Raw genomic sequence first — 15,433 nt, forward strand, 5'->3', positions numbered from 1 at the left:
GTTTTGACAGAACGTCCTGTGTGACGAACGCGAGGCCGCCCGAGCCGCGGCATCCCCTGGCCGCCGGGCCGCGGTGCCACGCTGCGGCGTTCGTGTCGCAGGATGGAATGCGGATCCCGGGCGTGTCGGGGCGTCTGGGGTGGGGTTTTGACAGAACGTCCTGTGTGACGAACGCGAGGCCGCCCGAGCCGCGGCATCCCCGGCCGTCGGTGCCCGGCCGCTGAACCCGCCGTCCGCAGCCGGCCGCACGCCGCCGTGGCACCCGCCGCCCGCCGCACATCCCGGCGGCCGCGCCGCGCCGCGGCGTTCATGTCGCAGGATGGAATGCGGATCCCGGGCGTGTCGGGGCGTCTGGGGCGGGGTTTTGACAGAACGTCCTGTGTGACGAACGCGAAGCCGCCCGAGCCGCGGCATCCCCGGCCGTCGGTGCCCGGCCGCTGAACCCGCCCCACCCGGCCGAGCCGCCCCACCCGGCCGCCGAATCCGGCGCACGCACCTCGCCGCCGTGGCACCCGCCGGACGCAGCCGGCCGCACGCCGCCGTGGCACCCGCCGCCCGCCGCACATCCCGGCGACCGGCCGCGCTGCGGCGTTCATGTCGCAGGATGGAATGCGGATCCCGGGCGTGTCGGGGCGTCTGGGGTGGGGTTTTGACAGAACGTCCTGTGTGACGAACGCAAAGCCGCCCGAGCCGCGGCATCCCCGGCCGTCGGTGCCCGGCCGCCGAACCCGCCCCACCCGGCCGCCGAACCCGCCCCACCCCACCGCACCCCGCATCCCTGGCCGCCGCGCCGCGCGCCGACTAATCTGGTCGGACGCACCCGACGGAGGACCTGCATGCTGCTCGCCGCACGCCGCGCAGCTCAGCATGCCGGTCAGTTCGCGATCATCGGTGCTGTCGCTGCGGTGCTCGGCGGCGTCTTGGCGGCCACCTCCGCCATCGCCGACAGTGCGATCGACAGCGGTACCGCGCGCATCGTGTCCGATGCGGATCCCACCCAGCGCAGCATCGTCATCGACGCCCCGGCCGGCACGGTCGACGATGAGATCACCGCCGCCATCCACACGGCCTTCGCGGGCGCGCCGGCCACAGCGCGGCGCACCATATGGGCGTCGGCGCCCAGCGACGACGGCGAGGTGCAGCTGTTGGCCGACCCCGACATCCGCACGGTGGCAACCCTGACCGCGGGTGCCTGGCCCGCCGGAGCCGCGCAGATCGCGGTGGCGGCCTCGGCTCCGACCCTGACACCCACGGTCATCGACGGCACACCGGTGTCGACGACCGGCACCTGGCGGGCGAGGGATGCCGCGGCCGTGGCATGGGCGGGCCAGCCCGCCGTCGCCTCGGGAACCGCCGCGGGCGCTGCCGGCCCGATCCTTGCCGCCGAGTCGTTCGTGCTCGCCCACGGCTCAGGCGTGCGCGCACGCTGGACGGTCAGCGCCGCGCAACCGGTCACCGCCGACGCCATCGCCGGCTATCGGGCCGGGCTGCAGCGGTTGAGTGCCTCGCTCGACGACCTCGACGCCGGACTGGGAATCCGCAGCAGCGGCGGATGGGATCAGACTCTGTCGCGCGCTGCCGCTGCCGCCGCGGTCGGCCGCGGCATCATCGCTGTGCCGGTCGCCCTTCTGCTGGCGATGGGCGCTCTGGTCATCGGCATCCTGGCCCGCACCCTCGGCCGCGCCCTCGCGAGCGACATGCATCTGCTGCGCGCCCGCGGTGCTTCAACCGCGGCGATCGTCACCGAGACGGCGGGAGCGACGGCCGTCGTGCTGGCGGCGGCCACTGTCGTGGCCGCCGGGCTGGCCGTTCTCGCCGGCAGTGCGCCCGGGCCGGCCGTGGCGGTCGCCGGCGCGGTGTGCGCGGGCGCGCTGGTGCTGGTCACGGCGGTCGTGGCCGCGTCGGCGACGGCGGCGCCCGAGGCGCGCGGCGACGTCAGCCGCCGCAGCCTGGCCGCGCTGGCAGCTGCCGCCGTCTTCGTGGCAGTCGCCTGCGGGCTGGCGGTGTGGCAGCTGTTGAGCTCGGGACTGACGAGCCAGGGCGGGGCGGATGCCGCGGCCGCCGCGGCTCCCGGGCTCGCCATCGTCCTCGCGGCCCTCGTCGTGGCGCTGCTGGCCGGCCCCGCGGCGGCTTTGGGCGAGCGCGCGGTGCGTCGCATGCGCAGCCTGGCGACCGTGCTGGCAGTGCGGCGCATCGCGCGGCAGTCGTCGGTCGTGGTCGCGGGGGTGCTCAGCCTGGCCCTGGCCGCCGGCGCCGTGGCGTTCGCGGCCGTCACGGCGGTGCGGGCCCGCGACGCGGTGCATGCCGAGGTCGCCCAGGTCGTCGGCGCCGACGTGCGGGCGGTGTATGACGTGTCGCCGATCGTCGACGACACGAGCGCGGCACTCGCCCCCGACGCGGTGAAGGTGGACGACGCCGACGTGTTCGCCGGATTCCGCTCCGCGGTCACTGTCGGCCAGACGCCGGCCCAGCTCGTGGCGCTCGCGCCCGATCGGCTCGCGACGCCGCTCGACATACCGGCATCGCACCTGGGCGGTGCCACCCCGCTGGCACTCGACGGCGATCTTGAGCTGCGCATCGCCGCCACCGGCACCGACGCGTCAGTGCATCCGAGCACGCGCATCACGGTGCGCGCCTGGCTCATCGACGCATCGGGTGCGGCGCGGCGGGTGAGCGCGGGAACAGTGCCGCTCGACGGCGCCCGGCATTCCCTCTCGGTGACGGTGCGCGATGGCGACACGCTGGCCGGCGTCGAGGTGCTGGGTGGGGATGCCGCCCCCGGCGCGAGTGTGCAGATCGGCGTGCGCAGCGGTGGAACCGAGCGCGGCATCCCCGCCTCTGTCACCGTGACGCCGCAGACACCGCAGGCGCGGGCGATGACGGTCGATCACGCCGACGAGCCGCTGCCGGTCGTGGTCACCGCGGGGTTGGCCGCCCAGCTCGCCCTGCGGGTGGGCGACCCGATAGCCCTGAAGCTGGGGACCGTCGCACGTCCGCTGGACGGCAAGGTGGCCGCCGTACGCGCCGGGCTGCCCGGGGTCGGCAGGGGGGCCGGGGCGGCGGTGGACCTGATCGGACTCGTCGCACGTGCGCTCGCCCAGGGCGGTTCGGTCCCCGCCGCCGCAGAGCTGTGGGCAAACGGCGGCGACGTGCCCGCTCTCTCGGCCGCCCTGCGGGCGGTCGCCCCGCGCCCCGTGCAGATCATCACCGCTGCTTCGATCGGCACCGCCGCCGTGATCGACCCCGTCCTGACACTGGTGGCCGTGGGGATCGGCGTGGTCGCCGTGCTGGCCGCCGCGGCGTTTGCGGCCGTCGCGGCCGGGGTCGTGCGCGCCCGGCACGACGAGGAGATGCCGCTGCGCGCGTTCGGCGTCACGCCTGCCCGGCAGCGCGGTGCTGCCGCCGTCGAGCTGAGCGCCACGGCGGTGTTCGCGCTCGTGCTGGGGGCCGCCGCCGGCGTGGCCATCGCGCTGTGGCTGGGCCCGGCGCTGACCGGCGCCCTGATGATCGGCGGCGTCTCGTGAGCCGGCGCCGGGCGGCCCCCGGCATCCGGCTCGCCCTCCGCGCGGCGGCGACCAGCCCGGTCGTCTCGCTCATCGTCGTGGTGCTCGCCGCCGTCATCGCCGGTGCCGGATCCGCCGTGCCGGCGCTGCTCGACGACGCGCGCACCGCGACCGTGCGTGCGGCGTTGGGCGCCCTTCCCCGTGCGTCGTTCGATCTTGTCGCCACCCTGCAGGGGGCGGCATCCCCCGATTCGAGCTCGGGAGCCGACCCTTGGGCATTGCCCCACGACACCGTCGCTGCCATCCACCGCGATCTGCCCGAACCGCTGCGTTCGGCCGTCGGCGACCCCGAGGTGTTCGTCGTGCTCGACGGACAGACCTCGACGCCGCTCGACGAATCGCCAGCGCCGTCGAATCGGGTCGAGGTCGCTCTCGATCCGGGATTCGCCGACCGGGTCCGGATCGTGCAGGGGCGACTGCCCGCGGCGACGAGCATCGAGACCGCGGCCGACCCGGTGGTCGAGGTCGCACTCTCTGAAGAGGCTTCGGCGGTGCTAGCGTGGCCGCTGGGCCAGCGACGTTCGCTCGGCTTCGCCGACGTGGGCATGACCGCCGAACTCGTCGGGGTGTACGACGCGGTCGACCCCGACGACGAGGCCTGGGCGCAGCGGCCCACCGGCCTGCATCCCTCGGCCGATCAGCTCGGCGCCGCCGATCCCGTGCATCTGGCCACGGCGTATGCGGACCCGGCCATGCTGACGCAGCTCGGCGTGTGGGTCGACCAGTCGTCGACGACGGTATGGATGCCGCTGCGCATCGGCCGCATCACCGGCGCGCAGGCCACCGAGATCGGCACGCAGCTGCGCGGCTTCGCGGCCCGCCCGCAGCAGTTCTCGGTGCGACTGGGCAGCGTCTACGAACCGGGCCTGACTTTTCGCAGCTCGGCGCCCGAGGTGCTCGTCGAGGGCGCCGCGCGCGGCGACGCGATGGCGGCCGTGGCGACCCTGGCCGCGGTCGGTCCCCTGGCGGTGGCCGTGGTCGCGGTGGCGATGGCGGGGCGGATGCTGGCATCCCGCCGGGTCGGATCGGTGCGCCTCGCGCGCTCGAGGGGTGGTTCGGTGCGGCTTCTGGCGGGGCTGCTGGCGGTCGAGGGCCTGGTGCTGGGAGGCCTGGGCGCCCTCGTCGGCGCCGCCGTCGCCGGAGCCGTCGTGGGCTGGGCGGGCGCGGCATCCACTCTCGTGCCGGTGCTGGTGACGCTCACCCCGGCCGTCGCGGTGCCGGTCGCGGCGCTGCACGCCGCCGCGCGCACGGCACGCACCGACCTCGGCGTGGCCGATCGACCCACCCGCCGCCGCCGGCTGCTGGTCGAGGCGGCCGTCGTCGCGATAGCGGCCGCGGTCATCGTGCTCGCGCTCGTGCGTGCACCGGGTGCCGGACCGACCCCGATGGCCGTTGCCGTGCCGCTGGCCGTGTTCGCGATCGGCTGCGTGGTGGTGCTGCGCGTGATCCTACCCGTGCTCACCGGCGTCGAGGCCCTCACCGCGCGCGGACGCGGAGTGATGGCGCTCGTCGGACCGGCCCGCGCACGCCGGGGTCGGACCCTGCCGCTGGCCGCCGTGCTGGCCTCGCTGGTGTGCGTGGCCACCGCGGTCTTCTCGGGGGTGGCCACCGCGACGATCACCGCCGGCATCGACGCGTCGGCCCGCGCACGCACCGGCGCCGATCTGCGCATCACCGCCCCGGCCTTCGACGAGGCGCAGATCGCCGCGCTGCGGGCGCTGAACGGGGTGGATGCCGCAGCCCCGGTCTATGCTGACGCGCAGCTGCCGGCCGACTCGAAGGGCAAGTGGCTGACGGTCACCGTGCTTGCCGTCGACCCCGTCGAGCTCGCCGCGGTGCAACGGGGCGTGACCGATGCGCTGCCACTGCCCGAGGCCCTCAGCGACACCGACGAGGTCTTCGCGGTGGCAGCGACCGGGCTTGCCGACGACCTGCGTGACGGGACCCTGACGATCCACGGCATCGACGTGCACGTGGCAGCCACCGCCGAGACTGCGGCGTTCGCGCCGGCCGCGCGCTGGATCGTCGTCAGCCGTGAGAACGCGCAGCGACTGCTGGGCCCGCAGCCGACCACATCGGCGGTTCTGCTGGATCTGGCCGACCCGGCAGCCGCGCACCGGGTCGCGGCATCCGCCCTCGACATCGCCGGCACGGGCGCACGCGCTGTCATTCCCGCGCAGTTGTCAGCCGGGATCGCCGCCGACCCCTCGGTGCGTGCGGTGCGCGTCTCGCTCGTGGTCGCCCTGATCGTGGTGACGCTGCTTCTCGTGCTCGCAACCGCGATGACTCTGCTGCGCGGCGCGCCCGCGCGGGGGCGGATGCTGGGGCTCATGGCCGCGATGGGGTATCCGCGTGGTCGCGAGCTGCCGTTGGTCGCGTGGGAGGTCGCGCCGCCGTTGCTGCTCGCGCTGCCGGTGGGGATCGCGGCGGGGTGCGCGCTGCCGCCGCTGCTGCTGCCGGCGGTCGATCTCGGGCGGTTCGTCGGCGGCGGGGCTGCCCCTCCGCTGACGGTGCCGGCGTGGCTGCTCTGGGCGACGGCGGGCGCCTATCTGCTGATCGCGGCGCTCGCCGTGGCGGTGGCCGCCGCCGTGGCAGCGCGCATGACGGGGATCATTGCGCTGCGGCGGATCGATGAGGAGATCGAGACATGAGCGACGACGACGACATCGTGTGCGAAGGACTCGTGCGCATCTACACCGCGCAGGGTGTGGAGGTGCAGGCGCTGCAGGGGCTTGACCTGGTCGTGCAGCGTGGCGAGATGGTGGCGCTGATCGGCGCATCGGGGTCGGGCAAATCGACGCTGCTGAACATCCTGTCTGGCTCGGACGCCCCCAGCGCCGGAAGGGCCCGCGTGGCCGGACACGACCTTGTCGCCATGCGCGCACGCGAGCGGTTGGATTACCGGCGACGGTGTGTGGGCTTCGTCTGGCAGCAGTCCGGGCGCAATCTGCTGCCGTATCTGTCGGGGCGTGAGAACGTCGCGATGGCGCAGGCGGTGGCCGGCGTCGCCGCGCGGCGGGAGCGCGGCGCTCGCGTCGAAGCGCTGCTCGCCCAGCTCGGCGTCGCCGATGTCGCCGACCAGCGCCCCGAACAGCTCTCCGGAGGCCAGCAGCAGCGCGTGGCCATCGCCGTCGCGCTGGCCAACGAGCCGCAGGTGCTGCTGGCCGACGAGCCCACCGGCGAGCTCGACGAGGCCACCAGCGCCGAGGTTCTCGCCGCCATGGAGCAGGTCAACCGCGAGCACGGTGTGACCACGCTGATCGTGACGCACGATGCGACCGTGGCTGAACACGTGGATCGCACCGTGCGCATTCGCGACGGACGCACCGCGACCGAGACCTTGCGCACCACACACACCGACTCCAGCGGGCGCCGCGTGCGGTTGGCTGCGGAGTATGCGGTGCTCGACCGGGCCGGGCGCATGCAGCTGCCCGCCGAGTACGTCGACGCGCTCGAGCTGCGCGACCGGGTGCGGCTGTCGCTTGAACCCGACCGCATCGAGGTGCGCTCGGGGCAGGGGGATGCGAGGTCATTGAGCGAGGAGCGCGGCGACGAGTCGAAACGCGCGGGCGATGAAGGGGCAGGCGAAGACCCGCCCGAGACCGCCGCGGCATCGCCGGCCGCGGCATCCACCCCCGACTCTGACGACGAGGAGAAGTCATGACCGCGCTGCGCGCCACCGAGCTGACGCGGGTCTTCCGCACGCCGGCCGGAGACCTGACGGCGGTCAACGCGATCGACCTCGACGTCGCGCCGGGTGAACTCGTCGCGATCCGCGGAAGGTCGGGCGCCGGCAAGACCACCCTGCTGACCATGCTCGGCGGGCTCGACGCGCCCACCTCGGGACGCGTCGAGATCGAGGGCATTGACCTCTATGGCCCCGAGGGATCGGCCCTGCTCGGTACCCGCGTCGCGAGCGTCTTTCAAGGGTTCGGGCTGGTGCCGATTCTCTCGGCCGCTGAGAACGTCGAGGTTCCGCTGCGCATCCGGCGGGCAGATCCTGTCGAGCGGGCGCGGCGCGTGGCCGAGGCGCTGGCCGCAGTGGGACTGGCCGACCATGCCGCGCAGCGGCCGGGTGAGCTCTCGGGAGGGCAGCAGCAGCGCGTCGCCATCGCCCGGGCGTTGGTGGTCGAACCGGCCGTGCTGCTGGCCGATGAGCCGACCGGACAGCTCGACTCGGAGACCGGCGCGCAGATCATGGCGCTGATAGCGCGGCTTGTGCATGAGCGTGGGACGGCGGCGGTGGTCGCCACCCACGACACGGCCATGCTCGCGCGCGCCGACAGGGTGCTTGAGCTGCACGACGGGCGCCTGCGGGCGGTGGTTGCGGCGGGCTGAGGGCGTTTTGGGGCCCACCGGCTGCTGCAGGCGTTCGGCTCGCAGGATGTTTTTGTGATCCCGGGCGTGTCGCACGGCGTGTCGCGGCTGTCTGCGCGGATCGTCCTGCGAGCCGAACAGGCATGAGAAACGTCCCCTCGGCGATCGGGAACCCCGTTCGGCGTTCGAGTTCGGGCTCAGGAAGTCAGGGACACGGTGTTCAGCGGGAAGAACTCGGAGACCCGCGGTTCGAAACCCTGCACTTTGTCGCTGATAACAGAGACGATCCCGAAATAGGCGATGGTCACCGCTTCAAGCGTCTGCGATAGGTTCTGCTCGTAGTTGGCGAGCACCTTCTGCTGGGTGGCCGGGTCGCGCGCGTCCGAATAGTCGCCGAGCGTCTGCTTCACGGTACTTACGTCCCAACCCCCGCCGAAGTACTGCGAGTCGATGACGAACCCAAGTTGCGGAGTAGGGGATGCTCCCCCTGCACGGCTTATCGACAGGTCGAAGTTATCGTGCGGCGGCGTGGCTGTGACCGCCTTCAGCCATTCGCCGGATTCGAGGGGCTTGAGTTCGATCGTGATCCCGGCCTTCTTCCATTCGGCCTGCAGTGCGGCGGCGAGGGAGACATCGCTCGGAATGCCGGTAGAGTAGATCAACCGGAGCGGCGTGCCGGTGTACCCTGATTCTGCGACTAGCGCGGCAGCCTTCGCCTCGTCGAAGATGTAGGGGCTGTCTTGGATATTCGGCGCTCCCTTCGGGAACGAGCTTACGCTCAGCAGGGTGGTAGCGGGCTCGCCGTATCCGCTGAGCAGGCTCTTCACGATCTGGTCGCGATCGATGCTCATCGACAGCGCGCGCCGCAGCTTGGCGTCTTGCAGTGCCGGCGTGTTCGAGTTGATCTGTAGCATCTCAACCAACTGCGGCGCCGATGTGACGACCTTGCCGTCCATCAGCGCAACGGAGTCCAGAGAGACATTGCTCACGATGTCGATATCACCGGACTGCAGGGCGACCGACAGTGCGTTCACGTCGGGGAAAACTTTGAAGTGCAGGGTGTCAACGAGAGGGACGTCCCCCCAGTACTTGCCGAACCGTGCGAACTCGATGTCGGTCCCGACGGTGCGGCCGGTGAACGAGAATGGGCCGGATCCGATTGGAGCAGCACGGAATTCATCGATACTGCGTCCGCCGAAGTCCGCCGGAATGATCGACATATTCGGATCTTCGAGCGCCACCAGGATGTCGGGCTGTGGTTTGGACATCTTCATGGTCACGTGAGTATCGTCGTCGGCGGTAAGTCCCGCGATGTTGGCCAGGGAGCTGGCCTGGTTCGGGTCCTTCATCGCGTATTCGATCGACCATACGATGTCCTTCGCAGTGAGCGGGGTTCCGTCGTGGAAGTCGACTCCGTCGCGCACCGTGAAATCGTAGGTGAGGCCGTCATCCGACACCGTCCACTCGGTGGCTAGCGCTGGCTCCGGTTCGGTCCCAGACTTCGGTGCCGCGACAAGCGTGTCGTACATGTTGGCCAGGATGGCGGTGGTGTTCTGCTGAGCACTGGCAGACGGAATCGTCTCCACGATGTCTGCGGTGACACCGATGTTGAGCGTTCCGCCCGAGACGGGCGTCTTCTCGTCCCCAGGCGACGACGGCGAACACGCCGCGATCGCGAACATGCCAGCGGTGACGACGATGGCCAGCACGGAGCGCAGTGACTTCTTCATGCTAATTCCTTTCGATTCAGGGTCTCTTGCGGGTAAAGACAGATGGTCACGGCAACGCGCCTTCCGGGCGCACCCAGTGGCGATGCTGCGAGGCGGTGGCGTCGTGCCGCCTCGCGAGCGCGGAATCGACCGAGGGCACTGCGTCGATGAGGGTGCGCGTGTAGGAGTCTCGCGGGCGGTCGTAGACGTCCGTCACGGGCCCCTGCTCCGCGACTCGCCCGTCTTTCATGACCACGACCTGGTCGCACGTCGCGCGAACGACGGTGAGGTCGTGGGAGATGAAGATGACGCCTACCCCGGTGGACACCCGCAAGCTGTTGATCAGCTCGAGGATTGTGGCCTGCACCGACGCGTCGAGTGCGGACGTGGCCTCGTCCGTGATCAATACCCTCGGCTCGGCACCGAGGGCTCGCGCGATCGCGACCCTCTGGCGCTGACCGCCAGACAGCTCCGATGGCCAACTCGTGAACAGGCGTGACGGCAACCGGACTTGCTCAAGCAGTTCGTGTGCGCGCTGCCGGCGATGAGCTGCGTCGCCGAAACGGCGCGGCAGCACCTGCATCAGCGCACGATCACACCGGATTGAGGGATTCAGTGAAGACGTTGGGTCCTGAAACACCATCTGGATCTGCCGACGCACCGCCGGAGGCCGCGGGCTCGGAAGCTGGACGCCATCGAGCTCGATCCGACCGGCGTGGGGGAGTAGGCCCGCGATGGCTCGAGCGCACGTGGACTTACCGCTGCCCGATTCGCCGACGATACCGATCGCCGAGCCGGCTTCCAAGGCGAAGCCGACGCCCGACACAGTGGGCGCAACGGTGCGGCGGCGACGCGGCCGTCCGTATGTGATTGCGAGCTGTTCGACGCGCAGAAGTTCGGTCATGCCCTTGTCCGTTCGTGGGCGTCCGTATGACTCGGCTTCAGTCGTGCTGGAACCGAGTCGACGAGCATTTTGGTGTAGGAGTGCTGCGGGTCCTGTATCACTGCCGCTGTTGGGCCGACCTCGACGATCCGACCCGAATACATGACGGCGACCGTATCGGCGACCTCTGAAACGACGGCGAGGTCGTGTGAGACGAACACGAGGGAGAGCCCGCGCGTCGACTGCAAGCTGCGCAGCAGATCGAGGATTGTCGCCTGGGTCGTGACATCCAGCGCCGTGGTCGGCTCGTCGCATAGCAGGAGCGCGGGATCGGTGGACAGTGCGGCGGCGATCATCACCCGCTGTTGCAGACCGCCTGACAACTCATGTGGATACGAACGCGCGATGCGGTGCGGATCGCTGATGCCGACGTCCTCGAGCAGAGAGATGATGCGCTCGCGCAGCGCCGCCCCGCGCAGCCCGGCGTGCATCCGCAACGGCTCGGCGAGGGTCCAGGAGATCCGCCGCATCGGGTTTAGCGAGCGCATCGGCTCTTGGAAGATCATGCTGATGTCGCGACCGCGTGCCGCTCGTGGAGAGAGCGGTTGCTGCAGCCCATCTCTCGCGCGAGACCAGTGGAGCTGCCCCGAGAGTCGGAGCGGCCGCGGGATGAGTCCGACGATGCTGCGCAGCAGCAGAGATTTGCCGGAGCCCGACTCGCCGACCAGCCCAAGGCAGCTGCCGCGCTCGAGTTCAAGCGAGACGCCGTCGACGAGGGCGGTGTCGGTGGTGCCGTCGAGTCTTACCGTGATGTGCTCGAGCGTCAGTAGCGGATCGCGTGCCGAGGTCATGCGCGCAACCGCCTCTCGATCGACTCACCGATGAGGATGAAACCGAGCCCGAGGGCGGCGATCGTGAGGCCGGGAGCGGCCGTCAGCCACCAGTGTGTCTGCAGATACGGCTGCCCCTCGGCGACCATACTGCCCCATTCCGGTGTCGGCGGTTGCACGCCGAGCCCGAGATACGACAGCGACGCGAGCGTGAGGATCGCCATCATGATGTCTAGAACGTAGTAAGAGATGATCGGCCGGATCGCATTTGGCAACACGTGAACGGCGAGTACGCGCAGCGACGGAATGCCGGCTAGGTTCGCGGCTGCAATGTACTCCTCTTGCGCCACCCGCCGTATCTCGGAGCGCAGCACGCGCGCATACGGGACCCACCCGAGCAGCGCGAAGGAGACGAGGATGGCCGGGATGCCGGCTCCCATGATGGTAATCAATGCGATCACAAGCACATACGTGGGGAAAGCCATGACCAGGTCGCCAAGGCGCATCAGTACGAGGTCGACCCAGTGCCCGATGAAGCCGCCTGCGGCTCCCAGTACTATGCCGACGGCAGCGGAGATGGATGCCGCGGCCAGCCCGAGCGGAAGATCGACGCGTGTCGCGTAGATCACTCGGGAGGCGACATCCCGCCCCAGCGCGTCAGTGCCCAGCAGGTGCGCCGTCGACGGCCTCTGGAGTCGTTGCACGAGGTCCTGCGCGAGCGGGTCGGCCGGGGCGATGAGCGGGCCGACGACGGCGAGCAGGACGAAGGCGGCCACGATTGCCAGCCCAATCCACGAGATCGGCCGGGCGTGTTCGCGATCTCGTCGTTGCAGGGCGATCGTGGTCGTCGAAGGAGCCGTGGCAGCGGCGCTCATCGAGTGCTCCTAAGTCGAGGGTTGAACAGCATCGAGATCCAATCGGTGGTGAAGCTCACGAATACGACCGTGAAGGCGAGCACGAGGGTCGTCGCGTTCACGACCGGGAAGTCGGACTGGTTCGCGGCGAGGACCAGTCCCTGGCCCAGGCCCGGGATCCGGAACGTGTTCTCTACGATCACCGCGGAGAAGATGGACCAGCCGATCTGCACCGCGACGATCGAGATGAGCGGCGTCACGCTGTTCGGCAGCGCGTGCGTGACCATGAGCCGGCTCTGCCCGACGCCGCGCGAGCGTGCTGCCTCGACGTAGGGTGAGTCCATCGAGCGGATCCAAGCGGTGCGCAGGGTGCGGATCTGCACGGGCGCGAGCCCGATTCCGAGCGTGAGTGCGGGCAGCACCAGGCCTCGCAGATGTTCGGCGAAGGTGTCGCCGTAGCCGCCGACGGGGAAGAGGCCAGTCGGCAGTGCAATCACGAGGATCAGCAGGATGCCCAGCCAGAAGGCGGGCATCACGGTGCCGGCGATCGTGAAGGAGCGCACGAAACCGTCGGCGATGCCGCCCGGCCGCCGCGCCGCGACCATCGAGAGTGGCAGAGAGATCGCGAATGCGAAGACGAAGCCCATCAGGAGCAGCATCCCAGTGGCCAGCACCCGCGGTCCGATGAGATCCGCGACGGGGGATGCGCTGTAGTAGGAGATTCCGAAGTCGCCACGCAGGATGTCGCCGAGGAAACGGATGTATTGAACGAGCGCCGGCTGGTTCGCGCCGAGCTGTTCGTTGAGGGCGTCGACGGCCTCCTGGCTCGCGTAGATGCCGAGGATCGACCGTCCTGGATCCCGTCCGGACAGCGACTGCAGGATGAACACGAGCAGCGTGCAGCCGAGCATCAGCACGAGCATCTGGACCAGACCCCGGCCCACGCGTCCCAAGATGGTCATGTCTCATGATCCTTCCCGGATCCCTGGTCTTTCAGAGAAATCCACTCGACACTTCGCTGTGTGTGATAAGTAATATAACGAGCTATACACTACGTGGCAAGAGGATCTCAGCACGCGAGTTGAAGCGTCGTGACCGAGCCCGTCGGGCCCCGAAGGAGGGACACGAAGATGACATTCCGAACCGCGCAAGTAAGCAGGATGCTGCGCCCGCAGTCGATCGGACTGCTTGGCACCTCCGCGCAGCGATTCGCTGCGGGCAACGAGGTGCTCGCCAATCTCGTCGAGAAGGATTTCGGCGGCAGCATCCATCTCTGCCATCCGTCGGCGACGCTCATCGACGGATTTCCGGTCGTCGCGCGAATCGATCAGCTGCCCGCTGACCTCGACACCGCCGTCGTCTGCCTGCCAGCGCCCGTGGTGGTCCCGGCACTGCGTGCGCTTGAGGCGCGTGGTTGCAACTCGGCTGTCGTCCCCTCTAGCGGCTTCAGCCCCGAGGCCGCGGCTGACTTCGCCGCCTTCGTGCGCACGTCCGACATGGTCGTGCACGGCCCCAACAATATGGGCATCATCAACCTGACCGACGACGTCGCGCTGTGGATTCAGCATGCAGGGGTTGCCCGCCTGCACCGCGGCAACGTCGGACTCGTCGCGCAGTCAGGGTCGGCCGCGATCTTCGTGCCGCGCTCCACCCGCGATGGACTGTTCTCAAAGCTCATCTCGACGGGTAGCGAATGGCAACTCACGTCTGCCGACTACATCGAATGGCTCGCGCACGACGAGGCCACCGATGCGATCGGTCTCGTTCTCGAGTCTGTCGTCGACACGGACCGGTTTCGCGCCGCCGTCGCAGCCGCCCGTGCAGCGGACAAGCCGCTCGTCGCGCTGAAGGTGGGGCGCACGCGGGCCGGGCAGCGAGCAACTGTAGCGCATACCGGGGCACTGGCAGCCCCCGACGACAGTTACCGGGCTCTGTTCCGCGACCTCGACATTCCGACTGTGGACGACTATGACGAGCTTGCTGCCGTGCTCGAAGTCTTCTCGCGCCCGCGGCGGTCGGCACGGGGCACGCGCATCGCTGCGACTACCGTCTCGGGCGGGCAGTCAGCGCTGCTGGCCGATCTTGCAGCACGGCACGATGTCGCTATTGCCCCGCTCACCAACAGCACGCGGTCACGCTTGAACGAGGCGATTCCGGGTGGTGTGCCGGCGGTGCCAGTCGACATCGGGGGCGGGACTGGACACGGCTCGTATCCGGATGCGCTGCGCGCTCTCGCGAACGACGAGACTGTCGACGTCGTGGTCGTCGTGTGCGACGCCCAGGACACGCTCAGCCTTGCCGAACTTGAGGTGGAGCGTAGCTCATGGCAGTCGGTGAACGCCCTTTACCGCGAGACCGAGAAGCCCATCCTCATGGCATCGTCCTCGGCGATGAGCGTGCACCCGATCTTCGCACGCGAAGTCACCGCGCCCGTCGCCATCGTGCGGGGGCTTGGACCGGCGCTCGCTGCGGTGCGAGCGCTTGCCGCGAATCGGCGCGAGGCACCGCACGCGCCCGACCGCGGCGGTCTTCCGACTGCCGAGGTGGTGACCGAGCTGCGGCAGGCGGTGGCCGAATGCACCGGCGCGATCGGGTACGAGCTAACGGCCCGTGTCCTGAGCGCGTACGGCATAGCTACGGCGGCGGGCTTCGTCGCGTCTGACGGCGAGGAGGCCGTCCGACGCCGATCTGCTCTCTCGTTCCCGCTCGTCGCGAAAGTGGTCTCGCCAACCATCGCGCATCGCACCGAACACGGCTGCGTCATCACCGGGATCGAGGATGACGCGACCTTGCGTGAGGCCGTCGACCTGATCCTGCACCGTGCGTCGGCGATCGCCCCGGGCGAGGTCGACGCCGTCGAAGTGCAGGAGCAGGTGGACACAACGGTGGAAGCCGTCGTTGGCTTCACTACATCGCCGCATGGCGCGTACGTCATCGTCGGTTCCGGCGGCGTCCTCGTTGAATTGCTTGCCGACGTCGCCGGCAGCCTCGCGCCGTTCGACGCAGGCCACGCGCGCGAACTTATCGCACAGACCCGGCTGGCTACCGTGCTCGCTGGTTATCGGGGGATCATCGCCGCGACCGACATCCACCCGCTCGCCGACCTTGTTCATCGTGTGTCCGTGCTCGCGAGCGACTTCGCGGGCCTGATCACTGAGCTCGACCTCAATCCGGTGCTCATCCGGCCGGGCGACGGCCAGGTGTACGCCGTGGACGCGCTTCTGGTCGTGCAGCACCCCGTTACTGTTCCCTGAACCATCCCCAACGCAAGGAGAAG

Annotated in this window: 10 protein-coding genes; 5 read left to right on the top strand and 5 right to left on the bottom strand. The window is 70.0% G+C overall.

Features of this window, described 5'->3' with window-relative positions:
- Positions 1 to 836: 836 nt before the first annotated feature.
- Genes ET475_RS07860 through ET475_RS07875 form a run of 4 tightly spaced genes read left to right on the top strand, consistent with a single transcriptional unit; the run spans position 837 to position 7,901 of the window.
- Positions 837 to 3,524 carry a hypothetical protein gene (locus ET475_RS07860; RefSeq protein ID WP_129388250.1) on the top strand — a complete coding sequence of 896 codons (2,688 nt, stop codon included), beginning with the start codon at positions 837 to 839 and terminating at the stop codon, positions 3,522 to 3,524.
- Complete coding sequence (locus ET475_RS07865) at positions 3,521 to 6,214, top strand: FtsX-like permease family protein (RefSeq protein WP_129388253.1); 2,694 nt, start codon at positions 3,521 to 3,523, stop codon at positions 6,212 to 6,214. The genes ET475_RS07860 and ET475_RS07865 overlap by 4 nt, the downstream gene beginning before the upstream one ends.
- Entirely contained in the window at positions 6,211 to 7,227 is a 1,017-nt protein-coding gene (locus tag ET475_RS07870; RefSeq protein WP_129388255.1) for an ABC transporter ATP-binding protein, read from the top strand. Before ET475_RS07865 ends, ET475_RS07870 begins: the two co-directional genes overlap by 4 nt.
- A complete protein-coding gene (locus tag ET475_RS07875; protein WP_129388258.1) occupies positions 7,224 to 7,901 on the top strand; it encodes an ABC transporter ATP-binding protein in 678 nt (225 codons plus the stop codon). Before ET475_RS07870 ends, ET475_RS07875 begins: the two co-directional genes overlap by 4 nt.
- Before the next feature lie 176 nt (positions 7,902 to 8,077).
- On the opposite strand, the gene ET475_RS07880 is transcribed toward ET475_RS07875, so the two are convergent.
- The 5 genes from ET475_RS07880 to ET475_RS07900 form a co-directional block, all read right to left on the bottom strand.
- Positions 8,078 to 9,589 (bottom strand): ABC transporter substrate-binding protein, encoded by a 1,512-nt coding sequence (locus ET475_RS07880; protein WP_165310822.1) that lies wholly within the window; start codon positions 9,587 to 9,589, stop codon positions 8,078 to 8,080.
- 67 nt (positions 9,590 to 9,656) lie between these two features.
- On the bottom strand, positions 9,657 to 10,415 hold the full coding sequence (locus ET475_RS07885; RefSeq protein WP_165310824.1) for an ABC transporter ATP-binding protein: 759 nt from the start codon (positions 10,413 to 10,415) through the stop codon (positions 9,657 to 9,659).
- 74 nt (positions 10,416 to 10,489) lie between these two features.
- Complete coding sequence (locus ET475_RS07890; protein WP_129388267.1) at positions 10,490 to 11,323, bottom strand: ABC transporter ATP-binding protein; 834 nt, start codon at positions 11,321 to 11,323, stop codon at positions 10,490 to 10,492.
- Positions 11,320 to 12,177: an ABC transporter permease gene (locus tag ET475_RS07895; protein WP_129388270.1), complete on the bottom strand. Its 858-nt coding sequence runs from the start codon at positions 12,175 to 12,177 to the stop codon at positions 11,320 to 11,322. The genes ET475_RS07890 and ET475_RS07895 overlap by 4 nt, the downstream gene beginning before the upstream one ends.
- The gene (locus ET475_RS07900) at positions 12,174 to 13,118 is read right to left on the bottom strand and encodes an ABC transporter permease (protein WP_129388273.1); all 945 of its coding nucleotides are present in this window, start codon (positions 13,116 to 13,118) and stop codon (positions 12,174 to 12,176) included. Before ET475_RS07900 ends, ET475_RS07895 begins: the two co-directional genes overlap by 4 nt.
- 168 nt (positions 13,119 to 13,286) lie before the next feature.
- Here ET475_RS07900 and ET475_RS07905 point away from each other — a divergent pair, with 168 nt between their 5' ends.
- The gene (locus tag ET475_RS07905; protein ID WP_129388276.1) at positions 13,287 to 15,410 is read left to right on the top strand and encodes an acetate--CoA ligase family protein; all 2,124 of its coding nucleotides are present in this window, start codon (positions 13,287 to 13,289) and stop codon (positions 15,408 to 15,410) included.
- Positions 15,411 to 15,433 lie beyond the last annotated feature (23 nt).

Source organism: Microbacterium protaetiae, from assembly GCF_004135285.1.
Taxonomy (GTDB): Bacteria; Actinomycetota; Actinomycetes; order Actinomycetales; family Microbacteriaceae; genus Microbacterium; species Microbacterium protaetiae.

Excerpts from the sequence above, each read along its gene's own strand:
- ET475_RS07860 (WP_129388250.1), top strand. The coding sequence starts at position 837 with ATGCTGCTCGCCGCACGCCGCGCAGCTCAGCATGCCGGTCAGTTCGCG.
- ET475_RS07870 (WP_129388255.1), top strand. The coding sequence starts at position 6,211 with ATGAGCGACGACGACGACATCGTGTGCGAAGGACTCGTGCGCATCTAC.
- ET475_RS07875 (WP_129388258.1), top strand. The coding sequence starts at position 7,224 with ATGACCGCGCTGCGCGCCACCGAGCTGACGCGGGTCTTCCGCACGCCG.
- ET475_RS07890 (WP_129388267.1), bottom strand. The coding sequence starts at position 11,323 with ATGACCTCGGCACGCGATCCGCTACTGACGCTCGAGCACATCACGGTA.
- ET475_RS07895 (WP_129388270.1), bottom strand. The coding sequence starts at position 12,177 with ATGAGCGCCGCTGCCACGGCTCCTTCGACGACCACGATCGCCCTGCAA.
- ET475_RS07900 (WP_129388273.1), bottom strand. The coding sequence starts at position 13,118 with ATGACCATCTTGGGACGCGTGGGCCGGGGTCTGGTCCAGATGCTCGTG.
- ET475_RS07905 (WP_129388276.1), top strand. The coding sequence starts at position 13,287 with ATGACATTCCGAACCGCGCAAGTAAGCAGGATGCTGCGCCCGCAGTCG.